A 24,638-nucleotide genomic window follows, 5' to 3' on the forward strand; every position below is an offset into this window, starting at 1 on the left:
GGACCGGCGTAAGGCCCTTTCACGTGAGAATGAGCAAGCCAATACGCATAACAAACCAGCAGGATACCCAAGCAGACCCGTACGGGTCAAAACGCGGTCCGCGATGCCGATTCTGCTGGCGTCGCGGCGCACTCCGGTTCGGTCCTGGGTGGGGACCCCGCAGTTGTTACGGGCTCCAGAATAACCCGACCTGAGCGCAGTGCACGACGCACCAGCAGGATCGCGAGCCCGCACAGGGTGGCGCAGTCCTTGAAGGCGCGCCGTTTGTGGGCCAGCTCCGAGGGCCACGGCACCAGCGCCACCTGGGGCGTCAGGGCCAGCCAGAACCAGGGCGAGCGGGGCATCGAGCCGGGCCGCACCGCCGAGGCCAGCAGCAGCGGCAGCACCACCAGCAGGTAGTGGTCGAAGGACGGCCGCGAGACCAGGAATGCGGCGAGCATCACCATGCAGGCCGTCTCCACGAGCCGCAGCTCTCCCCCGTCCGTCTCCTCCCCCGTGCGCCGCCACCGCGTCCAGGCGGCCCACAGCCCCGCCCCGGCCCCCGCGAAGGCCACCACCACCGCCACCGGCTCCGGCACCCCCAGCCGGGGCAGCACCGCGATGGGCGAGGCGTCCCAGGGCAGCGCGTACGCGTCCTGGCCCCGGAGCAGGAACGGCAGGGTCTTGGTGAAGAACAGCGACGGGCTGGGCATCAGCAGCGCGCCCGCCAGTGAGAGCCCCAGCGGCACCAGCACGGCCGCCGCCAGCCCCCGCCACCGCCGGGCCATCAGGAACAGCAGCCCGACCGGCACCAGCATCGGCTTGCAGGCGATCGCCAGCCCGACCACCAGCCCGGCGCTCCCCCAGCGCCGCCGGTGCGCGAGCAGCAGCGCCACCGGCAGCGCGGCCGCCGAGATCGCCGTCCAGTTGCCGATCAGCACGAGGTTCACGTACGGCTTGTAGCCCAGGGCCAGCACCGGGAACCCGACGACCGCGAAGCGCGAGCGCAGCGGCACCGAGAACATCCGCAGCGCGGCCAGCCACCCGATGCCCAGCAGGCCGGACATCGCGACCGGCAGGCTCCAGCGCAGCACCGCCGTCGGCATCAGCGCCTCGGGAACGGCCATCAGGACCGCGCTGGGCAGGTACAGGAACCGCTTGTCCTCGTACGGCGACCCGCCGGCCAGCAGCGTCTGCGCCGCCTTGACCACGAAGGCGTTGTCGGAGCCCCAGTTCTCGCGCAGGCTCGTGGAGACGCAGACCCCCAGGACCACCGCGAGGGAGACGAGCTGCCAGGGCCGCGACGCGGGCCGCAGCAGCCAGTCGAGCAGCCGGTCGCCGGAGCCGTGGTTCTCCCGCTTCATGAGCCAGATGCCAGGCCGCAGGCCCACAACGCCTCCCCCTCACTCCGACCGAGGGAGCGGTCTCCCCCTAGCGCTTCCGCTCGACCCTACGTTCGTCCCATACGGGTTCCTGAGTCTCTCGTACAACACCGTCGGAGCCGAAGACCAGGAAACGGTCAAATGTGCGCGCGAACCAGCGGTCGTGCGTGACGCACAACACAGTGCCCTCGTACGACTCCAGGCCGTCCTGCAGCGCCTCCGCGGACTCCAGGTCCAGGTTGTCCGTCGGCTCGTCCAGCAGCAGTGCGGTGGTGCCCGCCAGCTCCAGGAGCAGGATCTGGAAACGCGCCTGCTGGCCGCCCGACAGCTTCTCGAACGGCTGCTCGCCCTGGCGCTCGAGCTCGTACCGGCGCAGGACGCCCATCGCGGCGCCGAGCGGCTTGGCGGCCTCCGTCCACAGGATGTCGACCAGGGTGCGGCCGAACAGCTCGGGGTGGGCGTGGGTCTGCGCGAAGTGTCCGGCGACCACCCGGGCACCCAGCTTGAAGTCGCCCGTGTGCTTGACGTCCTCGCCCGCCAGCAGCCGCAGGAAGTGCGACTTCCCGGAGCCGTTCGAGCCGAGCACCGCGACCCGCTCCCCGTAGAAGACCTCCAGCGAGAACGGCTTCATCAGGCCCGTGAGCTCGAGGTTCTCCACGGTCAGCGCGCGCACGCCGGTCCGGCCGCCCTTCAGGCGCATCTTGATGTCCTGCTCGCGCGGCGGCTCCGGCGGCGGGCCCGCCTCCTCGAACTTCTGGAAGCGGGTCTGCATCGCCCGGTAGCGGGAGGCCATGTCGGGGCTGCTCGCCGCCTGGTTGCGCAGCCGCAGGACCAGCGCCTTCAGGCGGGCGTGCTCCTCGTCCCAGCGCCGCTTGAGCTCCTCGAAGCGCGCGAAGCGCTCCTTGCGGGCCTCGTGGTACGTGCCGAAGCCCGAGCCGTGCACCCACACGTCCGTGCCCATCGGGCTCGGCTCCAGGCTGATGATCTTCTCGGCGGCCGTGGACAGCAGCTCCCGGTCGTGCGACACGAAGAGCACCGTCTTGCGGGTGGCCTTGAGCTGCTCCTCCAGCCACCGCTTGCCCGGGACGTCCAGGTAGTTGTCCGGCTCGTCGAGCAGCAGCACCTCGTCCGGTCCGCGCAGCAGGGCCTCGAGGACCAGCCGCTTCTGCTCACCGCCCGACAGCGTGCGCACCTCGCGGAACTGCGCGGTGTCGTACGGGACGGCCAGCGCGGCCATGGTGCAGACGTCCCACAGGGTCTCCGCCTCGTAGCCCTGTACGTCGGCCCAGTCGCTGAGCGCCTGCGCGTACGCCATCTGGGCGGCTTCGTCGTCCACCGTCATGATCAGGTGCTCGGCGTGGTCGACGGCCTTCGCGGCCGCCCGGATCCGGGGCTGGGCCACCGAGACCAGCAGGTCCCGCACGGTCGTCTCGTCCCGTACGGAGCCCACGAACTGCGACATCACGCCGAGGCCGCCGCTGACGGTGACCCCGCCGCCGTGCGGCTGGAGGTCACCCGAGATCAGCTTCAGCAGGGTGGTCTTGCCGGCCCCGTTCGCCCCGACGAGGGCGACGACCGACCCCTCCCCCACGCGGAAGGAGACGTCGGGGAGCAGGACCCGCCCGTCGGGAAGGTAGTACTCCAGGTGGCTGGCTTCGAGATGTCCCATGCCGGGCATTGTCCAGGCCCGGCACCGATCCGCCCAAACGGATTGTGCGGCGGTCCCCGGCGGATCAGCAGCAGCCGGCGCCCGGGAGGGTCCGCATGTTGCGAGCCTCCTTGCTGCGGGCGGCCAGCAGCTCGTCCGCCGGGTAGCCGACCTCCTCCAGGGTGAGCCCGTGCGGCTTCACGACGTGCACCGAGGAGTCCCGTACGGCGGCCCGCAGGACCTTCCCGGGCCAGTCGGTCGGCCGGTGCCCGTCCCCGACGTGCAGCAGTGCGCCGACCAGCGAGCGGACCATGTTGTGGCAGAAGGCGTCGGCGCGGACGGTCGCCGTGATGATCCCGTCCTCGGCGCGCTCCCAGCTGAGCTGCTGGAGGGTACGGATGGTCGTGGCGCCCTCGCGCTTCTTGCAGTACGCGGCGAAATCGTGCTCGCCGAGCAGCGGGGCGGCGGCCTCGTTCATGGCGTCCACGTCCAGCGGCCACTGGTGCCACAGCACGTGCCCGCGGCGCAGCGGGTCGACGCCGCCCTGGTGGTCCCCGACGCGGTAGGCGTAGCGGCGCCAGATGGCGGAGAACCGGGCGTTGAAGCCCTCGGGGGCCTCGGCGGCCCTCCACACCCGTACGTCGTGCGGCAGCCGGCCCGCGAGGCGGCGCAGCAGCTTGTCGTGGTGCTCGGCCCACACCTCCTCGGCCAGGTCGAACTGGGCGACCTGCCCGCGCGCGTGCACGCCGGCGTCGGTCCGCCCGGCCACGGTCAGCTCGACCGGGTCCGGCAGCCGCATCACGGTCTGCAGGGCCGACTCCAGCTCGCCCTGCACGGTCCGCAGCACGCGCTGCTTCGCCCAGCCGGAGAAGTCCTTGCCGTCGTACGACAGGTCCAGCCGCACCCGGACGTGCCCGGGCTCCACCTCGTCACTCACGTGACAGATCCTCTCAGAAGCTCGGAAATAGCTCGGAAACGCAGAACGGGCCCGCCCCGGGAAGGGGCGGGCCCGTTCAGAGCCGATCAAGCAAGCTCGATCCCGGAGCGGGATCAGGCCTCCTTGGTCTCCTCGGCGGCGGGAGCCTCGGCCACGGCCTCGGCGTCCTTCGCGGCGCGCTTGGTGGCGGCCTCGGCCTCACCAGTGGCCTGCTGGGCGACCGTAAGGGCCTCGACCAGCTCGATCACGGCCATCGGGGCGTTGTCGCCACGACGGTTGCCGATCTTGGTGATGCGCGTGTAACCACCGGGGCGGTTCTCGTAGCGCGGGGCGATCTCGGTGAACAGCGTGTGCACGATGCTCTTGTCCGTGATCGTCTGCAGCACCAGGCGACGGTTGTGGATGTCGCCCTTCTTGGCCTTGGTGACCAGACGCTCGGCGTAGGGACGCAGGCGGCGGGCCTTGGCCTCGGTGGTGGTGATGCGGCCGTGCTCGAAGAGCGCCTTCGCGAGGTTCGCGAGAAGGTGCTTCTCGTGCGCGGCGGAGCCGCCCAGACGGGCACCCTTTGCGGGACGCGGCATGGTGTTACTCCTTCATATCTGCACCGGCCGTGTCAGGTACCGGTGTCAGTTCCCCCGGGGCGGCTGCCCCGGGAAAGTCATTTCTTAGTACTGCTCGGTCTCGACGAAACCGGCGTCCGCGTCGTCGTCGGCGCCGAAGGCGTCGGCAGCGGCGGTCGGGTCGAATCCGGGCGGGCTGTCCTTGAGGGCCAGGCCCATGCCGGCCAGCTTCGCCTTGACCTCGTCGATCGACTTCGCACCGAAGTTGCGGATGTCGAGCAGGTCGGCCTCGGAGCGGGCGACGAGCTCACCCACGGAGTGGATGCCCTCGCGCTTGAGGCAGTTGTACGACCGAACGGTGAGCTCGAGCTCCTCGATCGGCAGCGCCAGGTCGGCGGCCAGGGCGGCGTCCGTCGGGGACGGGCCCATGTCGATGCCCTCGGCGTCGATGTTGAGCTCGCGGGCCAGACCGAACAGCTCGACCAGGGTCTTGCCGGCGGACGCCATGGCGTCGCGCGGGCGCATGGCCTGCTTGGTCTCGACGTCGACGATGAGCTTGTCGAAGTCGGTGCGCTGCTCGACTCGGGTCGCCTCGACCTTGTAGGTGACCTTGAGGACCGGGCTGTAGATGGAGTCGACCGGGATACGGCCGATCTCCTGGCCCAGCTGCTTGTTCTGGACGGCGGAGACGTAGCCGCGACCGCGCTCGACGGTCAGCTCCATCTCCAGCTTGCCCTTGCCGTTGAGCGTGGCGAGGACCAGGTCCGGGTTGTGCACCTCGACACCGGCCGGGGGCGCGATGTCGGCAGCGGTGACCAGGCCGGGACCCTGCTTGCGCAGGTACATCACGACCGGCTCGTCGTGCTCCGAGGAGACGACCAGCTGCTTGATGTTGAGGATGATGTCGGTGACGTCTTCCTTGACACCGGGCACGGTGGTGAACTCGTGCAGGACACCGTCCACGCGGATGCTGGTGACAGCGGCACCCGGGATCGAGGACAGGAGCGTGCGGCGCAGCGAGTTGCCGAGGGTGTAGCCGAAGCCCGGCTCGAGCGGCTCGATCACGAACCGCGAGCGGTACTCGTCGACGACCTCTTCGGTCAGCGAAGGACGCTGAGCGATAAGCATGTCTGTGTTCCTTCAGTCGTGGACGCCCACTATTTGACGCCCGACATGTACTGCTGGGTACTGCAAGGGTACGGGCGGCACGGCCCCCGAAGGGGTCGTACCGCCCGGACACTCAAAGACGCACAGGTGCGTCCGCTGCGTCAGACGCGGCGGCGCTTCGGCGGGCGGCAGCCGTTGTGCGGGGTGGGGGTGACGTCCTGGATCGAGCCGACCTCGAGGCCGGTGGCCTGGAGGGAGCGGATCGCGGTCTCACGGCCGGAGCCGGGACCCTTGACGAAGACGTCGACCTTGCGCATGCCGTGCTCCTGCGCGCGGCGGGCGGCCGACTCGGCGGCCATCTGCGCGGCGAAGGGGGTGGACTTGCGCGAGCCCTTGAAGCCGACGTGGCCGGCGGAGGCCCAGGAGATCACGTTGCCCGAGGGGTCCGTGATCGAGACGATCGTGTTGTTGAACGTGCTCTTGATGTGGGCGTGCCCGTGAGCGACGTTCTTCTTTTCCTTGCGGCGCACCTTCTTGGCAGCGCCCTGACGACCCTTGGGGGGCATCTAAATCTCCTACGGGAGGTGGTCGGTCCTACAGCGCAAGACCGCTGAACAGGACTACTTCTTGCCCGGCTTCTTCTTACCGGCGATCGCGCGACGCGGGCCCTTGCGGGTACGCGCGTTCGTGCTGGTGCGCTGACCGTGCACCGGCAGGCCACGACGGTGGCGGATGCCCTGGTAGCACTGGATCTCGATCTTGCGACGGATGTCGCCCTGGATCTCGCGGCGGAGGTCACCCTCGGTACGGAGGTTGGCGTCCACGTACTCGCGGATCTTGACGAGGTCCTCTTCGGCCAGGTCACGAACGCGGGTGTTCGGGTTCACGCCGGTGGAGGCGAGGATCTCCTTGGACCGGGTGCGCCCGATACCGAAGACGTAGGTGAGTGCGATCTCCACACGCTTTTCGCGCGGGATGTCAACACCGGAAACGCGTGCCATTCAATGGCTCCTGTGTGTTCGGGGGTCTTCCGCAGAACCACTCCCGACCGCCGACCACACCTTGATGGGTGGTGGTACGTCCGGGTCCCCGGCCCCCGCCGGAGGTGCCGCCGGCCCTTCTCAGGGCTGGGCGGGTTCTGCGTATGTACGTTTTCTTACGTCGCGCGAAGAACTGCGTAGTGCAGGTCGGTCGGCGTGCGTCAGCCCTGGCGCTGCTTGTGGCGCAGGTTGTCGCAGATGACCATGACCCGACCGTGACGGCGGATCACCTTGCACTTGTCGCAGATCTTCTTGACGCTCGGCTTGACCTTCATGTTGGTGAGGTTCTCCGGGTCAGTGCCACCACCCGCACCGGGACGTCCGCCCAGGCAGGAGTGAGGACAAGATCTACTTGTATCGGTAGACGATCCGGCCACGCGTCAGGTCGTACGGAGACAGCTCCACAACGACCCGGTCATCCGGGAGGATGCGGATGTAGTGCATACGCATCTTGCCGCTGATGTGCGCGAGGACCTTGTGACCGTTCTGCAGTTCCACCTTGAACATCGCGTTCGGGAGGGACTCGATCACGGTGCCCTCGATTTCGATGGCACCTTGCTTCTTGGCCACGCTTCGCCTTTCGAATCGGCTACCTTGATCAGCTCCCTGCCTCACATGCGGACATGCGGGTGCAAAGGAGCCGACGAGTCAGTCTACGTCAGGGCACCCAGAAAGACGAATCCGGAAAGTTTGCCCCACAGACTAGATCATTAACCGAGCGGGTCCGGCGCCGTCGTCACGCCGTACTCCGCCAGCTTCGCCTTGCCGCAGTCCGGGCTGGTCAGGACGATGGGACCGGCCTCCGTCAGGGCGATGGAGTGCTCCCAGTGCGAGGACCAGGTGCCGTCCGTCGTGATGACCGTCCAGTCGTCCGCCAGGACCTCCGTCTGGGGGGTGCCCAGGGAGACCATCGGCTCGATCGCCAGGCAGACGCCCGGGACCAGCTTGATGCCCTTGCCCCGCTTGCGCGAGACGTAGTTCAGCAGGTGCGGGTCCATGTGCATCTCGGACCCGATGCCGTGGCCGCCGTAGTCCTCGATGATCCCGTACTTGCCGGTCGCGGGACGCGGCTGGCGGCGGATGTAGCCCTCGATCGCCTTCGAGATGTCCACGAGGCGGTTGCCGAGCTTCATCGCGGCGATGCCGGCCCACATGGACTCCTCGGTCACCCGGGAGAGCTCGACGAGCTCCGGAGCGTGACCGGTGCCCACGAAGGCCGTGTACGCGGCGTCGCCGTGCCAGCCGTCGACGATCGCGCCGGCGTCGATCGAGATGATGTCGCCGTCCTTGAGGACCGTCTTGTCGTCCGGGATGCCGTGGACGACGACCTCGTTCACCGAGGTGCAGATCGTCGCGGGGAAGCCGCCGTAGCCGAGGAAGTTCGACTTGGCGCCGGCATCCGCGATGACCTTGCGGGCCACCATGTCCAGATCCCGCGTCGTGGCGCCCGGCACGGCCGCCTCACGGGTCGCCGCGTGGATCGCGGCGACGACCAGCCCTGCCTCGCGCATCTTCGCGATCTGCTCGGGGGTCTTGATCTGGACCATGGGTAGTGCCTTCCACCTTCGGACTTCGGATCTGCGTTGTTCAGGTCGTCTCAACAGTACGGCCGCGGGGTCCTGGGGACACCGCGGCCGTACTGCTCACTGCAGGGGTACTACTTCTTGAGCGCGTCCATCGCGCGCTGCGTGACGTCCGCGACCTCGCCGAGGGCCGGGATGGTCACCAGCAGGCCCTGGGCCTTGTAGTAGTCGATGATCGGCTCGGTCTGCGTGTGGTAGACCTCGAGCCGGTTGCGGACCGTGGCCTCGGAGTCGTCGTCACGCTGGTAGAGCTCGCCACCGCAGGCGTCGCAGACGCCCTCGGTCTTCGGCGCGGCGTACACGACGTGGAAGACGTGCGCAGAGTCGTTGCGGCAGATCCGGCGGCCGGCGATGCGCTTGACCACCTCGTCCTCCTCGACCTCGAGGTCGAGGACGGCGTCGAGCTTCATGCCCGCCGTCTGCAGCATCTCGTCCAGCGCCTCGGCCTGCGAGACGTTGCGCGGGAAGCCGTCCAGCAGGAAGCCGTTCACGGCGTCCGGCTGCTCCATCCGGTCCTTGGCCATGCCGATGGTGATCTCGTCGGGGACGAGGTCACCGGCGTCCATGAACGCCTTCGCACGCTGGCCCAGCTCGGTGTTCTGGCTGATGTTGGCGCGGAAGAGGTCGCCCGTGGAGATGTGCGGGATCGACAGGTTCTTCGCAAGGAACGCAGCCTGCGTTCCCTTGCCCGCACCGGGCGGTCCGACGAGGACGATTCGCATCAGCGGAGGAACCCTTCGTAATTGCGCTGCTGGAGCTGGCTCTCGATCTGCTTCACGGTTTCCAGACCCACACCCACGATGATGAGGATGCTCGTCCCGCCGAACGGGAAGTTCTGGTTCGCTCCGAAGCCGGCCAACGCCATCGTCGGCACAAGAGCGATGAGACCCAGGTACAGCGACCCCGGCCAGGTGATCCGGTTGAGCACGTAGCTCAGGTACTCGGCGGTGGGTCGACCGGCACGGATACCCGGGATGAACCCACCATACTTCTTCATGTTGTCTGCAACTTCCTCGGGGTTGAACGAAATCGCCACGTAGAAGAACGCGAAGAAGACGATCAGGAGGAAGTAGGCGGCGATGTAGTACGGGTGGTCGCCCTTGACGAAGTGCTTCTGGATCCAGGTGGCCCAGCCGGCGGTGGAACCGCTGAACTGCACGATCAGCGCCGGGATGTACAGCAGCGACGAGGCGAAGATGACCGGGATGACACCGGCCTGGTTCACCTTGAGCGGGATGTACGTCGAGGTGCCCCCGTACGCGCGGCGGCCGATCATGCGCTTCGCGTACTGGACCGGAATCCGTCGCTGCGCCTGCTCGACGAAGACCACCAGGGCGACCATGGCCAGACCGACGAGGATGACCACGCCGAACTCGACCCAGCCGTCGGCGATCTTGCCCTGGAGCTTGATCTGCCACAGGGCGCCGATGAAGCCGGCGGCGATGGAGATGAACATCAGGATCGACATGCCGTTGCCAATGCCGCGGTCGGTCACGAGCTCACCGAGCCACATGACGACGCAGGTACCCGCGGTCATGGTGACGACCATGACGATCGTGGTGAAGATCGACCGGTTCGGGACGATCTGGCTGGCGACCTGGCAGCCCTGGAACAGGGCGCCAGTGCGGGCAGTGGCGACGAGGCCGGTGCCCTGCAGGATCGCGAGTGCGACCGTCAGATAGCGCGTGTACTGGGTGATCTTCGCGGTGCCGGACTGACCCTCTTTTTTGAGGTTCTCCAGCTTCGGGATGACCACGGTCAGCAGCTGCAGGATGATGCTCGCCGTGATGTACGGCATGATGCCGAGCGCGAAGATCGTGATCTGCAGCAGCGCACCGCCGCTGAACATGTTGACGAGACCGAAGAGGCTGTTGCTGCTTCCGGCCTGGTCGACACAGATCTGAACGTTCTTGTAGCTCACGCCGGGTACCGGGATGTGGGACCCGAGCCGGAACAGCACGATGATGCCGAGCGTGAAGAGCAGCTTCTTGCGCAGGTCGGGCGTCTTGAACGCCCGGGCGAACGCGGTGAGCACGGTGCCTCCTGCGACCCCCGCGCTACTGCGTCAGAGGTGACGGTCTGAGGGATCGGTGAATACGTACATGCAAAGGTGCAGGCCACCTTACCGGCGACTGCGCCCCCCGTGGAACGACCAACCGGGGATGCCCCATATGTGAGGCATCCCCGGTCGGGTTTCTAGCTATTTGTCACAAGAGTTCGTCTTAGACGAGCTCGGTGACGGTGCCGCCGGCAGCGGCAATCTTCTCCTTGGCGGAGGCGGAGACGGCGTCAACCGAAACCGTCAGCGCCACGGAGATCTCGCCCTGGCCCAGGACCTTGACGAGGCTGTTCTTGCGAACCGCGCCCTTGGCGACCAGGTCGGCCACCGTGACCTCTCCACCCTCGGGGTAGAGAGCGCCGAGCTTGTCCAGGTTGACCACCTGGAACTCGGTGCGGAACGGGTTCTTGAAGCCCTTGAGCTTCGGCAGGCGCATGTGGAGGGGCATCTGCCCACCCTCGAAGCGCTGCGGGATCTGGTAACGGGCCTTCTGGCCCTTCGTACCACGACCGGCCGTCTTACCCTTCGACGCCTCACCACGACCGACACGGGTCTTCGCGGTCTTGGCGCCGGGGGCGGGACGGAGGTTGTGGGCCTTCAGCGGGCTGTTCTCAGCCATGATTAGTCAACCTCCTCAACCGTCACGAGGTGGCGGACGGTGTGAACCATTCCGCGGAACTCGGGGCGGTCCTCCTTGACGACGACGTCGTTCAGGCGCTTGAGCCCGAGCGAACGCAGCGTGTCGCGGTGGTTCTGCTTGCTGCCGATGTACGACTTCGTCTGCGTGATCTTGAGGCGAGCCATTACGCACCCGCCCCAGCACGCGCACGGAGCAGAGCCGCGGGAGCGACGTCCTCGAGGGGCAGACCACGGCGAGCCGCGATCTCCTCGGGACGCTGCAGGCCCTTGAGGGCCTCCACGGTCGCGTGCACGATGTTGATCGCGTTGTCGGAGCCGAGCGACTTCGACAGGATGTCGTGAACGCCGGCGCACTCCAGAACGGCGCGCACCGGGCCACCGGCGATAACACCGGTACCGGGGGAAGCAGGCTTCAGCAGGACAACGCCGGCCGCCTTCTCGCCCTGGATCGGGTGCGGGATGGTGCCCTGGATGCGCGGAACCTTGAAGAAGTTCTTCTTGGCTTCCTCGACACCCTTGGCGATGGCCGCGGGAACTTCCTTGGCCTTGCCGTAACCGACACCTACAGTGCCGTCACCGTCGCCCACCACGACCAGCGCGGTGAAGCTGAAGCGGCGACCACCCTTGACAACCTTGGCGACGCGGTTGATCGCGACAACGCGCTCAACGTAAGCGGTCTTCTCGGCGGCAGGGCCACCGTCGCGACCCTTCCGGTCCCGCCGCTCGCCGCCACCGGCACCGCTTCCGCGGCGCTGGGGTCCAGCCATTGGATTACCTCTCTCTGTTACGTCCGTGAGTCCCGGAACCGGGGCTTAGAACTTCAGCCCGGCTTCGCGGGCGGCGTCAGCCAGAGCGGCAATGCGCCCGGCGTATCGGTTGCCACCGCGGTCGAACACGACGGTCTCGACACCCGCAGCCTTGGCACGCTCGGCGACGAGCGCGCCGACAGCCTGGGCCTGCGAGCTCTTGTCGCCTTCGCCACCGCGGATCGAAGCGTCCAGGGTCGACGCGGACGCCAGGGTGTGACCCTGGAGGTCGTCGATGACCTGAGCAACGATGTTGCGGTTGGAACGCGTCACGACGAGGCGCGGACGCTCCGCCGTACCCGAGACGTTCTTGCGGATGCGGATGTGGCGGCGAGCCTTGGCAGCGCGCTTGTACGCGTCGCCCTTGGCGATCTTCACACCGTATGCCATGGCTACTTACCAGCCTTTCCGACCTTGCGGCGGATGACTTCGCCGGCGTACTTGACACCCTTGGCCTTGTACGGGTCGGGCTTCCGCAGCTTGCGGATGTTGGCGGCGACCTCGCCGACCTTCTGCTTGTCGATGCCCTCGACCGTGAACTTGGTGGGCGACTCGACCTTGAAGGAGATGCCCTCGGGCGCCTCGATCAGGATCGGGTGGCTGTAACCAAGCTGGAACTCCAGAGCGGAGCCCTTCGCGGCGACGCGGTAACCGACACCGCTGATCTCGAGAGCCTTGACGTATCCCGTGGTCACGCCGGTGATCATGTTCGCCACCAGCGTGCGGGACAGGCCGTGCAGGGCCTTGTTCTGACGCTCGTCGTTGGGGCGGGTGACGTTCAGAACGCCGTCCTCACCCTTGACGATCTCGATCGGCGCGGCAACGGTGTGCGAGAGGAGACCCTTGGGGCCCTTCACCGCGACCGTGCGGCCATCGATGGTGACGTCCACACCGGCGGGAACCTGGATGGGGAGCTTGCCGATTCGCGACATTGCTTTTCCTCCGTTCCCGACTACCAGACGTAGGCGAGGACTTCCCCACCTACGCCCTTCTTGCCTGCCTGCTGGCCGGTGAGGAGACCGTGGGACGTGGAGATGATCGCCACGCCCAGGCCGCCGAGCACCTTCGGCAGGTTGGTGGACTTCGCGTACACGCGCAGACCGGGCTTCGAGATCCGCTTGATGCCCGCGATGGAGCGCTCACGGTTCGGCCCGAACTTCAGCTCGAGGACGAGGTTCTTGCCGACCTCGGCGTCCTCGACCTTCCAGCCGGTGATGAAACCCTCCTGCTTGAGGATCTCTGCGATGTGCGACTTGATCTTGCTGTGCGGCATCACGACGGTGTCGTGGTACGCCGAGTTAGCGTTACGCAGACGCGTGAGCATGTCTGCGATCGGGTCAGTCATGGTCATGAAGTGGCCTTCGGCCTCTCTCGCCGGGGTTTCCTGTATGCGCCATCCCTCTCCCCACTCATTGGCGGGACGGGTGCGGTGCGGGGACCTACGGCGTAGTAAGTCGTTATGGACGGCGGACGCCCAACCCCACAAGCCTACGGCATGCGGAGCAGGGCACCCACCGACCAGATGCTTACCGAGAGTCTCTGGAACTTCCCAAGTCCTTGCGGACGGAAGGGAATTACCAGGAGCTCTTGGTCACGCCCGGCAGCTCGCCACGGTGAGCCATCTCACGAAGGCAGACGCGGCACAGGCCGAACTTGCGGTACACGGAGTGGGGGCGACCGCAGCGCTGGCAGCGGGTGTACGCACGCACACCGAACTTGGGCTTGCGGGCAGCCTTCGCGATGAGAGCCTTCTTCGCCATCTCGCTTACGCCTCCTTGAAGGGGAAGCCGAGGTGACGAAGGAGGGCACGGCCCTCGTCGTCGTTGGTCGCCGTGGTGACCACGGTGATGTCCATACCCCGGGTACGGTCGATCTTGTCCTGGTCGATCTCGTGGAACATGACCTGCTCCGTGAGACCGAAGGTGTAGTTGCCACGGCCGTCGAACTGCTTCGGCGACAGACCACGGAAGTCACGGATACGCGGCAGCGCGAGCGACAGCGTACGGTCCAGGAACTCCCACATGCGGTCACCACGGAGGGTGACGTGGCAGCCGATCGGCTGACCCTCACGCAGCTTGAACTGCGCGATGGACTTGCGGGCCTTCGTGACGGCCGGCTTCTGACCGGTGATCGTCGTCAGGTCGCGGATGGCGCCGTCGATCAGCTTGGAGTCGCGGGCGGCGTCGCCCACACCCATGTTGACCACGATCTTCACGAGACCGGGGATCTGCATGACGTTCTCGTACGAGAACTCCTCACGCAGCTTGCCCGCGATGTCCTCGCGGTACTTCGTCTTGAGACGCGGAGTGGTAGCCATCAGATGTCCTCACCCGTCCGCTTGGCAACGCGGATCTTGTTGCCCTCGTCGTCGAAGCGGAAACCGACGCGGGTAACGACCTTCTGGCCGTCCTTCTCCACAACCAGCTGAACGTTGCTGACGTGGATCGGGGCCTCGGTGATCACAATGCCACCGGCCTGCGAACCACCAGCGGTCTGACCGGCCTTGGTGTGCTTCTTGACCCGGTTGACACCCTCGACGAGGACGCGGTTCTCAGCGGGCATGGCCTGAATGACCTTGCCCTGCTTGCCCTTGTCCTTACCGGTGATGACCTGGACCAGGTCGCCCTTCTTGATCTTCATGCTTACAGCACCTCCGGCGCGAGCGAGATGATCTTCATGAACTTCTTCTCGCGCAGCTCACGGCCCACGGGGCCGAAGATACGGGTGCCGCGAGGGTCGCCGTCGTTCTTGAGAATGACAGCGGCGTTCTCGTCGAAGCGGATGTACGAGCCGTCCTGGCGGCGGCGCTCCTTGACGGTGCGAACGATGACCGCCTTGACGACGTCACCCTTCTTCACGTTGCCACCGGGGATCGCGTCCTTGACGGTGGCGACGATGACGTCACCGATGCCCGCGTAGCGGCGACCGGAACCACCGAGAACACGGATGCAAAGGATCTCCTTGGCACCAGTGTTGTCGGCGACACGCAGTCGCGACTCCTGCTGGATCACGTCTATCTCCTGATTTGTCTGCCGGTTCCCGGCGGGGGTCCGCTAAAGAAACAGCGGAACCCCACCGAGCCTGGCGGAACTGACCTGAGGGAAACCCCTCAGGTGATTACTTGGCCTTCTCGAGGATCTCGACGATGCGCCAGCGCTTGCTCGCCGACAGCGGACGCGTCTCCATGATGAGGACGCGGTCGCCGACGCCGGCAGCGTTCTGCTCGTCGTGAGCCTTGAGCTTGTTCGTACGGCGGATGACCTTGCCGTACAGCGCGTGCTTCACGCGGTCCTCGACGGCGACGACGACGGTCTTGTCCATCTTGTCGCTGACGACGAGACCCTCACGGGTCTTGCGGAAACCGCGCTCGTTCGTCTCAGTCACGTTCTTCTCGCTCATCAGGCGCTCTCCACCGTCTCGATACCGAGCTCACGCTCGTGCATCAGGGTGTAGATGCGAGCGATGTCCTTACGGACGGACTTGAGCCGGCCGTTGTTCTCCAGCTGACCCGTGGCCGCCTGGAAGCGGAGCTTGAACAGCTCCTCCTTGGCCTCGCGCAGCTTGCCAACGAGCTCCTCGTTGCCGAGCTCACGCAGCTCGGACGCCTTGGTTCCCGTCGCCATCACGACTCACCTGCCTCGCGCCGAACAATCCGGCACTTCATCGGAAGCTTGTGAGCAGCGCGGGTGAGCGCCTCACGAGCAATCTTCTCGTTCGGGTAGGACAGCTCGAACATGACCCGGCCCGGGTGCACGTTCGCGATCCACCACTCGGGAGAACCCTTACCGGAACCCATGCGGGTCTCGGCCGGCTTCTTCGTCAGCGGACGGTCCGGGTAGATGTTGATCCAGACCTTGCCGCCACGCTTGATGTGGCGGGTCATCGCGATACGAGCCGCCTCGATCTGGCGGTTCGTCACGTAGGCGGGGGTGAGCGCCTGGATGCCGTACTCGCCGAACGAGACCTCAGTACCGCCCTTGGCCATACCGCGGCGCTTCGGGTGGTGCTGCTTGCGGTGCTTGACCCTACGAGGGATCAGCATGTCGGTCAGGCCTCCGTTCCGGTGCTCTCGGCCGGAGCGGCGGCGGGAGCGTCGGCCTTGGGGGCCTCGGCACCAGCAGCCTGCTGCGGCTTGCGGCCACCACGGCCGCCGCGCTCGCCACCACGGCCACCACGGCCGGCGGGACGGTCGCCAGCGCCTGCACCACGGGCCGGGCGGTTACCCGCACGGGCCGCAGCGTTCTCGGCGCGAACCTCGGCGATGTTCTTGACGTCGCCCTTGTAGATCCAGACCTTCACACCGATACGGCCGAAGGTGGTCTTGGCCTCGAAGAAGCCGTAGTCCACGTTCGCGCGCAGCGTGTGCAGCGGCACACGACCCTCGCGGTAGAACTCGGAGCGGGACATCTCGGCGCCGCCGAGACGGCCGCCACACTGGATCTTGATGCCCTTGGCGCCGGCCTTCATCGTGCCCTGCATGCTCTTGCGCATGGCACGACGGAAGGAGACGCGGGAGGAGAGCTGCTCGGCAACGGCCTGGGCAACCAGCTGAGCGTCGAGCTCGGGGTTCTTGACCTCGAGGATGTTCAGCTGGACCTGCTTGCCCGTGAGCTTCTCGAGGTCACCGCGGATGCGGTCGGCCTCGGCGCCACGGCGGCCGATGACGATGCCCGGACGAGCGGTGTGGATGTCCACACGCACGCGGTCACGGGTGCGCTCGATCTCAACCTTCGAGATGCCGGCGCGCTCCATGCCGGACGTCATCATCCGACGGATGGCGACGTCTTCCTTGACGTAGTCCTTGTACAGCTTGTCGGCGTACCAACGCGACTTGAAGTCGGTGGTGATGCCGAGCCGGAACCCGTGCGGGTTTACCTTCTGGCCCATTACCGGGAACCTTCCTTGCTGCTGACGACCACGGTGATGTGGCTGGTCCGCTTGCGGATCCGGTAGGCACGGCCCTGGGCACGCGGACGGAACCGCTTCAGGGTCGGGCCCTCGTCCACGTACGCCTCGCTGATGACCAGCGTGGAGGCGTCCGGGTGGTTGTAGTTGTGTGCGGCGTTGGCAATGGCGCTGTCCAGCACCTTGCCGACCGGCACGCTCGCGGCCTGCGGGGCGAAACGCAGGACCGCCTGAGCCTCCGTGGCATCCATGCCACGGATAAGGTCCACCACGCGGCGGGCCTTCATGGGCGTGACGCGGATGTACCGCGCCTGGGCCCTGGCTTCCATGGTTGTCCCTTCGGTGTAAGTCATAGTCGTTACCACCCCGCCTTTAGCGGCGCTTCGACTTCCGGTCGTCCTTGACGTGGCCGCGGAAGGTGCGAGTCGGCGAGAACTCGCCGAGCTTGTGGCCGACCATCGACTCGGTGACGAACACCGGGACGTGGGTCTTGCCGTTGTGCACCGCGATGGTGTGACCCAGCATGGCCGGGATGATCATCGAGCGACGGGACCAGGTCTTGATGACGTTCTTGGTACCAGCTTCGTTCTGAGCGTCCACCTTCTTCACGAGGTGTCCGTCGACGAAGGGTCCCTTCTTGAGACTGCGCGGCATCTAAACCCGCTCCTAGCGCTTCTTGTTCGTCTTGCGGCGGCGGACGATGTACTTGCTCGAAGCCTTCTTCGGCGAGCGAGTACGACCCTCCTTCTGACCCCACGGGGAGACCGGGTGACGACCACCGCTGGTCTTGCCCTCACCACCACCGTGCGGGTGGTCAACCGGGTTCATCGCGACACCGCGGACGGAGGGGCGGACGCCCTTCCAGCGCATGCGGCCGGCCTTGCCCCAGTTGATGTTCGACTGCTCGGCGTTGCCGACCTCGCCGACCGTCGCGCGGCAGCGCGCGTCGACCAGGCGGATCTCACCGGACGGCATACGAAGGTGGGCCATCGTGCCCTCCTTCGCCAGCAGCTGCACGGAGGCACCCGCGGAACGGGCGAACTTGGCGCCACCACCGGGACGGAGCTCGATCGCGTGGATCGTGGTACCGACCGGGATGTTGCGGAGGGCCAGGTTGTTGCCCGGCTTGATGTCGGCCGTGGGGCCGTTCTCAATCCGGTCGCCCTGGCTCAGACCGCGAGGAGCGATGATGTAGCGCTTCTCGCCGTCCGCGTAGTGCAGGAGCGCGATGCGCGCAGTGCGGTTGGGGTCGTACTCGATGTGCGCGACCTTGGCCGGCACGCCGTCCTTGTCGTGACGACGGAAGTCGATCACGCGGTAGGCGCGCTTGTGTCCACCACCCTGGTGGCGAACGGTGATCCGACCGGTGTTGTTACGGCCGCCCTTGCTGTGCAGCGGGCGAACCAGCGACTTCTCCGGCGTGGACCGCGTGATCTCGACAAAGTCGGCGACGCTGGAGCCACGACGGCCCGGGGTCGTCGGCTTGTACTTGCGGATACCCATTTCTCAGTCCTCGTCCGATTCCGGACGACTAGACCTCCGTTAGGAGGCCTGGCCGCCGAAGATGTCGATACGGTCGCCCTCAGCGAGGGTCACGATGGCGCGCTTGGTGTCAGCGCGCTTGCCGAAACCGGTCTTGGTGCGCTTGCGCTTACCCTGACGGTTGATCGTGTTGACCCCGGTGACCTTGACCGAGAAGACCGCCTCGACGGCCTGCTTGATCTGGGTCTTGTTGGCGCCGGGCGCGACGATGAACGTGTACTTGTTCTCGTCCAGCAGCGCGTAGCTCTTCTCCGAGACAACCGGCTTGATCAGCAGGTCGCGCGGGTCAGTGAAGGTCTTGCTGGTAACGGTCGCCTCAGACATCAGGCGTCGCTCCCTTCGGTCTCATCGGCCTTGGGGCCAGACACGAAGGACTCGAGCGCGGCCTGGGTGAAGACCACGTCGTCAGAGACGATCACGTCGTACGTGTTCAGCTGGCCCGGCTCCAGGATGTGAACCTGGGGCAGGTTGCGGGCGGACAGCCACGCGGCCTCGTCGGCACGCTCGACGACCAGGAGCAGGTTCTTGCGCTCCGAGATCTTGCCGAACAGCGTCTTGGCGGCCTTCGTGGAGACGGCACCCTCGACCACGCCGGTGACGACGTGGATGCGGGAGTGACGCGCACGGTCCGAGAGGGCACCGCGGAGGGCGGCGACCTTCATCTTCTTGGGGGTCCGCTGCGAGTAGTCACGCGGCTGCGGGCCGTGGACGACGCCACCGCCGGCGAACTGCGGAGCGCGGGTCGAACCCTGACGGGCGCGGCCGGTGCCCTTCTGGCGGTACGGCTTGCGGCCACCACCACGGACTTCGCCACGGGTCTTCGTCTTGTGCGTGCCCTGACGGGCAGCAGCCAGCTGTGCGACGACGACCTGGTGGATCAGCGGAACGCTGGTCTTCGCGTCGAAGATCTCCGCGGGGAGCTCGACGGTACCGGCCTTGTCGCCTGCCGGCGAAAGGATGTCAATGGTGCTCATTAACCTCAAGCCCCCTTGGCCGCGGTACGGACCAGGACGAGGCCGCCGTTCGGACCGGGGACTGCGCCCTTGATGAGGAGCAGACCCTTCTCCGCGTCTACCGCGTGGATGGTCAGGTTCTGGGTGGTGACGCGCTCGTTGCCCATACGACCAGCCATGCGCATGCCCTTGAAGACACGCCCAGGGGTGGCGCAGCCACCGATCGAACCGGGGGAGCGGTGCTTGCGCTGCACACCGTGACCGGCGCCGAGGCCCCGGAAGTTGTGCCGCTTCATGACACCGGCGAAGCCCTTGCCCTTGCTGTTGCCCGTGACGTCAACCTTGACGCCGGACTCGAACACCTGGGCGGTGATCTCCTGGCCGAGCGTGTACTCGCTGGCGTCGGAGGTGCGGAGCTCCACCAGGTGGCGGCGCGGGGTCACGTCGGCCTTGGCGAAGTGGCCCTTGAGGGGCTTGTTCACCTTGCGCGGGTCGATCTCGCCGAAGGCGATCTGGACCGACTCGTAGCCGTCGATGTCGTTCGTACGGACCTGGGTAACGACGCAGGGCCCGGCCTTGACGACGGTCACCGGGACGACACGGTTGTTCTCGTCCCAGACCTGGGTCATGCCGAGCTTCTCGCCCAGGACGCCCTTGATCTGCTTTGCCATCTTCTCGACGCCTCTCAGAGCTTGATCTCGATGTCAACGCCGGCCGGAAGGTCCAGGCGCATCAGCGAGTCAACGGTCTTGGGCGTCGGGTCGAGGATGTCGATCAGGCGCTTGTGCGTGCGCATCTCGAAGTGCTCGCGCGAGTCCTTGTACTTGTGCGGCGACTTGATGACGCAGTACACGTTCTTCTCAGTGGGCAGCGGCACCGGGCCTGCGACCGACGCACCAGTGCGGGTCACCGTCTCGACGATCTTCTTCGCCGAGGAGTCGATGACCTCGTGGTCGTAGGCCTTGAGCCGGATGCGGATCTTCTGTCCCGCCATGGCTACTCCGTAGTCCTGTCTGTTGTGGAAACGCTCTGGCTCTCGGTCGGCTGTGGATCTCTCCACCGCTTCTCTCCGACCCACGCGGTCGGGCGTGTCGCACTCCCTCCACAGAAAATTCCCATACGGAAATTCCCTCGTCCAAGGGGGTGCGGTCCCAAGACCGCGGTTCGGGGGAGAAACACCCACCGAGCGCCTGGCAGGCACCGTGCTGACGCTTCCCAGAAGATTCCCGTACGTCCGCCCCATTGCTGCCCCTAAAGGCAGATAAAGGCGACGAGTACTGTGGGACTCGCTTCCGGTCCTCCCGGCGGGAGGCGCGCAGCATCGGCACTCAGCCGAGCAACTTGAGTAGTCTGCCATACAAGACACGTACTGCGCCAATCGGGCCGAAGAGAATACCCCTCCACGGTGATCGGTCAAACCGCGCCGCGCAGTGGGGTTGCCCGGGCGCCCCTTGGGGTCCGCCCCGGCACCCCCACAGGCCCCGGAAACCTTTCCGAGGCCCCTGCCACGGCCCGGTCGCAGCCTCGCTTCAGGACCGCGAGAGCGTGCCGCAGTCCTCCGGCCCGCCGGCCTCCAGGCTCTTGCTGCGGTCGTACGGGTCCACGGGCGTCCCGGAGGGCGTGGGCCCGGTCGGCGCGTCCTCGTCGAAGACGGGGTGCAGGAATCCGTCGTACACGCCGCAGGCGCTGTTGGCGAGGTCGACGTTGAACTTGTCCAGCCAGAGCTTGCCGGCGGTGGCCTCCCACTTGCGCGGGTCGGCGATGGAGAAGGTGATCTCGCGCCGCACGATGGTGCGCTCCACCTGCTCGGCGCCCGGCTTCGCCTTCACGAACGGGTAGACGAAGGTGTAGTCGGCCAGCACATGGGCCTGGCCGGCCTCCTTGCCGGGCTCCACCCACATCCGGCCGCGGACCTTGACCACGTCGCCCGCGGGCTTCAGCTCGGCCGCCTTGACCCGGCTGAACAGGTGGAGCGGGTCGTTCTCCTTCGTCGGAGCCGTCAGCGAGCCGTCGACGCGGTCCAGCTCCTCCTTCAGCTTCGGGTCGAGCAGCGCCAGCGCCGCCGCGGGCCGCTCCCCGCGCAGGGTCGCCGGGTCCAGGTTGGCCGCGACCAGGAACTGCTTGGCCTTCTCCAGCGCGTCTGCGACCTGCTCCTTGCTCATCCCGCCGGCGGCCTCGGCCACCGGGACCTCGATCCCGGCCGCCCCGTCGGCCCACTGCAGGGCCGGGGACCCCTTGAAGGGCTCCTTGAGGGTCGGTAGGTCCGGGTGGAGGGCGGAGGGCGGGGCGCTGGGCCGGGCGGTCTCGGCGGGCAGCGCCTCGCGCGCCTTGTCGTTCTGCGCGGCCTTGCCGGTGACGCGGTCGATGACCAGCTCCGGGCGGATGGCGATCAGCGCGAGGGCGGCGATGAAGACGATCGCCCCCGCGGCCTTCAGCCGCCGCTTGCCCCGCCCCCGCCCCTGCATCTCCTGCCAGGCAGGACCGGTGCGCCAGCCGGGCGGCTCGGCGGACCGGTCCTGCAGCCGCGCGGTGACCATGCGTGCCCGGGCGGACGGCTCCCGGGGGGCCTGGCCCGTGCCCGCCTGGGCGTCCTCCACGAACCGGGCCCACTCCTCGTCGGAGACCGCCGGCCTGTCGTCGTCGCTGTTCGTTGCCATGCCCCACCCCTGAAATGTCCGGGGCCCCCAGGACCAGGTCCTGGGGGCCCCGCCGAAACGTATCTGCTACTTGCTGAAGTAGCCCGTGATGTCCGCGATCAGATCCACGGTGCCCTGGTTGTTGAAGAAGCTGACCTTCCCGTCCACCACGGGGACGACCACCAGGTTGGGGATCGTCTGGCCGGGAGTGAAGTTCAGGTTCGAGGCACTCGAGCGGGTCGTACCGCTCGGGTAGACGGACACGAAGCTCGGCTCCGTCGGGTTCGTCGCCGTCACGTTCAGGACCACGGCGGTCACACCCGTCGCCGGGATGCCGTTGGTACCGGCCACCGGCAGCGTCACCACGCCGCCCGCGGCGACCTTGGCCTGCGGCACGCCCAGACCCGCGCGGGTGTCCATCAGGCGCTTCGGACCGATGTTGGTGTGCGTGGCGCCGTCACCGGCCGACGTGAAGTAGCCCGTGATGTCCGCGATCAGGTCCACGGTGCCCTGGTTGTTGAAGAAGCTGACCTTCCCGTCCACCACCGGGACGACCACCAGGTTGGGGATCGTCTGGCCGGGAGTGAAGTTCAGGTTCGAGGCACTCGAGCGCGTCGTGCCACTGGGGTACACCGACACGAAGCTCGGCTGCGTCGGGTTGGTCGCCGTCACGTTCAGCACGACCGCGGTCACGCCCGTCGCCGGGATGCCGTTGGTACCGGCCACCGGCAGCGTCACGACACCGCCCGCGGCGACCTTGGCCTGCGGCACGCCCAGACCCGCGCGGGTGTCCATCAGGCGCTTCGGACCGATGTTGGTGTGCGTGGCGCCGTCACCGGCCGACGTGAAGTAGCCCGTGATGTCCGCGATCAGGTCCACGGTGCCCTGGTTGTTGAAGAAGCTGACCTTCCCGTCCACCACGGGGACGACCACCAGGTTGGGGATCGTCTGGCCGGGAGTGAAGTTCAGGTTCGAGGCACTCGAGCGCGTCGTACCGCTCGGGTACACCGACACGAAGCTCGGCTCCGTCGGGTTCGTCGCCGTCACGTTCAGGACCACGGCGGTCACACCGGCCGCGGGAATCCCGTTCGTACCGGCCACCGGCAGCGTCACCACGCCGCCCGCGCCGACCTTGGCCTGCGGCACGCCCAGACCCGACCGCGTGTCCATCAGACGCTTCGGCGTGACCGCGGTGAACTTCGCGGGCTTCACCTCGGCCACGACCGTCACGGGGAGGGTGGTGGAGGTCTTGCCGTTGACCGCGGTCGCCTTGACCTGGACCTGGTGCGTGCCCTCGGTCACCGTCGTGATCGCCGTCCGGGCCGTGCCGGAGGCGGTCGCCGCCGAAGCCCCGTCGACCAGGACCTCGAACGAACCGATGCGGTCACTCGCCGTGCTGGTCGACCAGCCGACGGACAGGACGCCGTCGGACTTCGCGTCGACGCCCGGCTGCACCGGCACACCGTTGACGGTGGCCACCTTCAGCTGCGCCGCGGGGCCGGAGGTGCGGAGCGCGCCGAGCTGCCCGTAGAGCTGGTTGCCCGGGCACTCGGTGTTGAAGCCGTCCCGGTGCCCCGAGAGCGACTTGAACGTGTACGGCTTGCCGACCTCGAAGGCGGTGCCGAAGAAGTTGGTCTGCGTGGCACCCGCGGTCAGCGTCGTCGTGCCGTTCATGTCGCCGTCGTACTGGCCGAGCTTGTAGGCCGCGATCCTGGAGATGGCGTCCTGGGCGGCGGCGGAGGCGCCCTCGGCGTTGTAGTCACCGAGGACGGCGATGCCCGCCGACTCGTTGTTCCAGCCGTACGTGTGCGCACCGAGGACGGGCTGGTCGGTACCGCCCTGGCGGCCCTCGAAGACCGTGCCGCACTTGTCGACGAGGAAGTTGTAGCCGAGGTCCCGCCACCCGTTGGTCTTCACGTGGTAGGTGTGGATGCCACGGACGATCGCCGCGGACTGCGAGCAGTCGTACGGCTGGGCGTCGGCGGTGTGGTGGACGAAGACCGCCTTGACCTTCCCGCCGGGCAGGTAGATCGGGCCCTCGTTGTTCATCGTCTCGTCGGCGCCCCACGCCACGCGGGAGACCACGTTCGGCGCCGGTGCCGTGGAGACGGGACCGGGGACCGACGGCGGAGTGGTGGGCGGGTCAGCCGTCACGGCCGCCGGCGCGGCGAACGCGGCCGGGCCGGCGTTCAGGGAGCCGCTCTTCTGGGCGCCGTTCTTCTTCTGCCCGCCGCTCTTCTTCGCCGGGCTGTTGGCGCCGCCCGGGTCCACCAGGTTCAGCTCCAGGCCCGCGGGCAGCGCACCGCCGCCGCTGATCCGTACCTCAGCGCCGTCGGAGGCGCCGACCCAGACGGGCTCCGTCGAGCCGTGCGCGCCGGGGCGTACGCCGTCCATCCCGGCCTTCACCGGGTCGAGGGCGATCCAGTGCGACCACTTGCCGGTCTTCGCGTCACGGGCGCGGGCCTCGATGGTGCCCTTCACCTCGGCCTTGGGGTCCGTCCAGGACACGCCCAGCAGGCCGAAGGGCTCGGTGCCCTGCTGCGAGAGCACGGCTTCACCGCTGCCCTTGGGCTTGAGCGGGAGCTTGTGCACCTCGCCCTCGACCGGTCCGGTCTCCTTGGCGCCGGCGCTGTACGCCTTCGCCTCGCCGTTGCCGTCCGAGCCCAGTTCGGCTCCGCCGGCCCATCCCTGGATGCCCAGGACGGCGGCGGCACCGATCGCGGCCGCCAGCGCGGTTCCCCGCACGCGTGTCAATCTCAAGTTGGTTCCCCACCCCTGTGGCGATTGCGCCATACGACACCACTGACGGGGCGGATGCTACTGGGCGCCTGTGACAGCCGGTCCAGGCGGGGTCTCCCGGGG

General features: G+C 67.4%; 35 protein-coding genes. All 35 read right to left on the reverse strand.

Features of this window, described 5'->3' with window-relative positions; all coding sequences use genetic code 11:
- Positions 1-86 precede the first annotated feature (86 nt).
- Positions 87-1,343: a glycosyltransferase family 87 protein gene (locus tag AB5J51_RS17180; protein ID WP_136227547.1), complete on the reverse strand. Its 1,257-nt coding sequence runs from the start codon at positions 1,341-1,343 to the stop codon at positions 87-89.
- 67 nt (positions 1,344-1,410) lie between these two features.
- The gene (locus AB5J51_RS17185) at positions 1,411-3,030 is read right to left on the reverse strand and encodes an ABC-F family ATP-binding cassette domain-containing protein (protein WP_053786467.1); all 1,620 of its coding nucleotides are present in this window, start codon (positions 3,028-3,030) and stop codon (positions 1,411-1,413) included.
- 64 nt (positions 3,031-3,094) lie between these two features.
- Entirely contained in the window at positions 3,095-3,946 is an 852-nt protein-coding gene (gene truA, locus AB5J51_RS17190; RefSeq protein ID WP_133897167.1) for a tRNA pseudouridine(38-40) synthase TruA, read from the reverse strand.
- Between the two features lie 113 nt (positions 3,947-4,059).
- A complete protein-coding gene (gene rplQ, locus AB5J51_RS17195) occupies positions 4,060-4,527 on the reverse strand; it encodes a 50S ribosomal protein L17 (RefSeq protein WP_030298228.1) in 468 nt (155 codons plus the stop codon).
- Positions 4,528-4,611: 84 nt separating this feature from the next.
- On the reverse strand, positions 4,612-5,634 hold the full coding sequence (locus AB5J51_RS17200; RefSeq protein ID WP_007265920.1) for a DNA-directed RNA polymerase subunit alpha: 1,023 nt from the start codon (positions 5,632-5,634) through the stop codon (positions 4,612-4,614).
- Positions 5,635-5,774: 140 nt separating this feature from the next.
- Positions 5,775-6,179, reverse strand: a complete 405-nt coding sequence (rpsK, locus tag AB5J51_RS17205) for a 30S ribosomal protein S11 (protein ID WP_003956432.1) — start codon at positions 6,177-6,179, stop codon at positions 5,775-5,777.
- A 54-nt stretch (positions 6,180-6,233) separates the two neighbouring features.
- Positions 6,234-6,614 carry a 30S ribosomal protein S13 gene (gene rpsM / locus AB5J51_RS17210; protein ID WP_007265919.1) on the reverse strand — a complete coding sequence of 127 codons (381 nt, stop codon included), beginning with the start codon at positions 6,612-6,614 and terminating at the stop codon, positions 6,234-6,236.
- 200 nt (positions 6,615-6,814) lie between these two features.
- Positions 6,815-6,928, reverse strand: a complete 114-nt coding sequence (rpmJ, locus tag AB5J51_RS17215; RefSeq protein WP_003956441.1) for a 50S ribosomal protein L36 — start codon at positions 6,926-6,928, stop codon at positions 6,815-6,817.
- A 73-nt stretch (positions 6,929-7,001) separates the two neighbouring features.
- A complete protein-coding gene (gene infA / locus AB5J51_RS17220; RefSeq protein WP_003956442.1) occupies positions 7,002-7,223 on the reverse strand; it encodes a translation initiation factor IF-1 in 222 nt (73 codons plus the stop codon).
- Positions 7,224-7,363: 140 nt separating this feature from the next.
- Positions 7,364-8,200 (reverse strand): type I methionyl aminopeptidase, encoded by an 837-nt coding sequence (gene map, locus AB5J51_RS17225; RefSeq protein ID WP_030298227.1) that lies wholly within the window; start codon positions 8,198-8,200, stop codon positions 7,364-7,366.
- A gap of 110 nt (positions 8,201-8,310) precedes the next feature.
- A complete protein-coding gene (locus AB5J51_RS17230) occupies positions 8,311-8,958 on the reverse strand; it encodes an adenylate kinase (RefSeq protein WP_053786438.1) in 648 nt (215 codons plus the stop codon).
- Positions 8,958-10,271: a preprotein translocase subunit SecY gene (gene secY / locus AB5J51_RS17235; protein ID WP_030298219.1), complete on the reverse strand. Its 1,314-nt coding sequence runs from the start codon at positions 10,269-10,271 to the stop codon at positions 8,958-8,960. Before secY ends, AB5J51_RS17230 begins: the two co-directional genes overlap by 1 nt.
- A 187-nt stretch (positions 10,272-10,458) precedes the next feature.
- Positions 10,459-10,914: a 50S ribosomal protein L15 gene (rplO, locus tag AB5J51_RS17240; protein WP_030154704.1), complete on the reverse strand. Its 456-nt coding sequence runs from the start codon at positions 10,912-10,914 to the stop codon at positions 10,459-10,461.
- A 2-nt stretch (positions 10,915-10,916) separates the two neighbouring features.
- Entirely contained in the window at positions 10,917-11,099 is a 183-nt protein-coding gene (gene rpmD / locus AB5J51_RS17245) for a 50S ribosomal protein L30 (protein ID WP_005313525.1), read from the reverse strand.
- Positions 11,099-11,701: a 30S ribosomal protein S5 gene (gene rpsE / locus AB5J51_RS17250; protein ID WP_030008472.1), complete on the reverse strand. Its 603-nt coding sequence runs from the start codon at positions 11,699-11,701 to the stop codon at positions 11,099-11,101. The genes rpmD and rpsE overlap by 1 nt, the downstream gene beginning before the upstream one ends.
- A gap of 45 nt (positions 11,702-11,746) precedes the next feature.
- Positions 11,747-12,130, reverse strand: coding sequence for a 50S ribosomal protein L18 (rplR, locus tag AB5J51_RS17255; RefSeq protein WP_030008471.1), 384 nt, complete (start codon positions 12,128-12,130; stop codon positions 11,747-11,749).
- 2 nt (positions 12,131-12,132) lie between these two features.
- The gene (rplF, locus tag AB5J51_RS17260) at positions 12,133-12,672 is read right to left on the reverse strand and encodes a 50S ribosomal protein L6 (protein ID WP_030298217.1); all 540 of its coding nucleotides are present in this window, start codon (positions 12,670-12,672) and stop codon (positions 12,133-12,135) included.
- A 20-nt stretch (positions 12,673-12,692) separates the two neighbouring features.
- Positions 12,693-13,091: a 30S ribosomal protein S8 gene (gene rpsH, locus AB5J51_RS17265; protein WP_007265911.1), complete on the reverse strand. Its 399-nt coding sequence runs from the start codon at positions 13,089-13,091 to the stop codon at positions 12,693-12,695.
- A gap of 223 nt (positions 13,092-13,314) precedes the next feature.
- Complete coding sequence (locus AB5J51_RS17270) at positions 13,315-13,500, reverse strand: type Z 30S ribosomal protein S14 (RefSeq protein ID WP_003956452.1); 186 nt, start codon at positions 13,498-13,500, stop codon at positions 13,315-13,317.
- Positions 13,501-13,505: 5 nt separating this feature from the next.
- Complete coding sequence (gene rplE, locus AB5J51_RS17275) at positions 13,506-14,057, reverse strand: 50S ribosomal protein L5 (protein ID WP_030298216.1); 552 nt, start codon at positions 14,055-14,057, stop codon at positions 13,506-13,508.
- Positions 14,057-14,380, reverse strand: a complete 324-nt coding sequence (rplX, locus tag AB5J51_RS17280) for a 50S ribosomal protein L24 (protein WP_053786439.1) — start codon at positions 14,378-14,380, stop codon at positions 14,057-14,059. Before rplX ends, rplE begins: the two co-directional genes overlap by 1 nt.
- A 2-nt stretch (positions 14,381-14,382) precedes the next feature.
- Entirely contained in the window at positions 14,383-14,751 is a 369-nt protein-coding gene (rplN, locus tag AB5J51_RS17285; RefSeq protein WP_003956455.1) for a 50S ribosomal protein L14, read from the reverse strand.
- Positions 14,752-14,857: 106 nt separating this feature from the next.
- Positions 14,858-15,139, reverse strand: coding sequence for a 30S ribosomal protein S17 (gene rpsQ, locus AB5J51_RS17290; protein ID WP_030026328.1), 282 nt, complete (start codon positions 15,137-15,139; stop codon positions 14,858-14,860).
- Positions 15,139-15,363: a 50S ribosomal protein L29 gene (gene rpmC / locus AB5J51_RS17295; RefSeq protein WP_008739703.1), complete on the reverse strand. Its 225-nt coding sequence runs from the start codon at positions 15,361-15,363 to the stop codon at positions 15,139-15,141. Before rpmC ends, rpsQ begins: the two co-directional genes overlap by 1 nt.
- Positions 15,363-15,782, reverse strand: a complete 420-nt coding sequence (rplP, locus tag AB5J51_RS17300; RefSeq protein WP_030026326.1) for a 50S ribosomal protein L16 — start codon at positions 15,780-15,782, stop codon at positions 15,363-15,365. Before rplP ends, rpmC begins: the two co-directional genes overlap by 1 nt.
- Before the next feature lie 5 nt (positions 15,783-15,787).
- Positions 15,788-16,627, reverse strand: coding sequence for a 30S ribosomal protein S3 (rpsC, locus tag AB5J51_RS17305; RefSeq protein WP_007265905.1), 840 nt, complete (start codon positions 16,625-16,627; stop codon positions 15,788-15,790).
- Positions 16,627-16,974 (reverse strand): 50S ribosomal protein L22, encoded by a 348-nt coding sequence (rplV, locus tag AB5J51_RS17310; protein ID WP_007265904.1) that lies wholly within the window; start codon positions 16,972-16,974, stop codon positions 16,627-16,629. Before rplV ends, rpsC begins: the two co-directional genes overlap by 1 nt.
- A gap of 43 nt (positions 16,975-17,017) precedes the next feature.
- A complete protein-coding gene (rpsS, locus tag AB5J51_RS17315; RefSeq protein ID WP_030154697.1) occupies positions 17,018-17,299 on the reverse strand; it encodes a 30S ribosomal protein S19 in 282 nt (93 codons plus the stop codon).
- A 12-nt stretch (positions 17,300-17,311) separates the two neighbouring features.
- The gene (gene rplB, locus AB5J51_RS17320) at positions 17,312-18,148 is read right to left on the reverse strand and encodes a 50S ribosomal protein L2 (protein WP_030298213.1); all 837 of its coding nucleotides are present in this window, start codon (positions 18,146-18,148) and stop codon (positions 17,312-17,314) included.
- A 39-nt stretch (positions 18,149-18,187) separates the two neighbouring features.
- On the reverse strand, positions 18,188-18,511 hold the full coding sequence (rplW, locus tag AB5J51_RS17325) for a 50S ribosomal protein L23 (protein WP_030298212.1): 324 nt from the start codon (positions 18,509-18,511) through the stop codon (positions 18,188-18,190).
- Entirely contained in the window at positions 18,511-19,161 is a 651-nt protein-coding gene (rplD, locus tag AB5J51_RS17330; protein WP_030298210.1) for a 50S ribosomal protein L4, read from the reverse strand. Before rplD ends, rplW begins: the two co-directional genes overlap by 1 nt.
- A 5-nt stretch (positions 19,162-19,166) precedes the next feature.
- Complete coding sequence (rplC, locus tag AB5J51_RS17335) at positions 19,167-19,811, reverse strand: 50S ribosomal protein L3 (protein WP_008739720.1); 645 nt, start codon at positions 19,809-19,811, stop codon at positions 19,167-19,169.
- Between the two features lie 14 nt (positions 19,812-19,825).
- Positions 19,826-20,134: a 30S ribosomal protein S10 gene (gene rpsJ / locus AB5J51_RS17340; RefSeq protein WP_003948644.1), complete on the reverse strand. Its 309-nt coding sequence runs from the start codon at positions 20,132-20,134 to the stop codon at positions 19,826-19,828.
- Between the two features lie 535 nt (positions 20,135-20,669).
- Positions 20,670-21,797: a hypothetical protein gene (locus tag AB5J51_RS17345; protein ID WP_053786440.1), complete on the reverse strand. Its 1,128-nt coding sequence runs from the start codon at positions 21,795-21,797 to the stop codon at positions 20,670-20,672.
- Positions 21,798-21,863: 66 nt separating this feature from the next.
- Complete coding sequence (locus tag AB5J51_RS17350; protein ID WP_369778027.1) at positions 21,864-24,521, reverse strand: peptidoglycan recognition protein; 2,658 nt, start codon at positions 24,519-24,521, stop codon at positions 21,864-21,866.
- Positions 24,522-24,638 lie beyond the last annotated feature (117 nt).

The organism is Streptomyces sp. R33 (assembly GCF_041200175.1).
GTDB lineage: Bacteria > Actinomycetota > Actinomycetes > Streptomycetales > Streptomycetaceae > Streptomyces > Streptomyces katrae_B.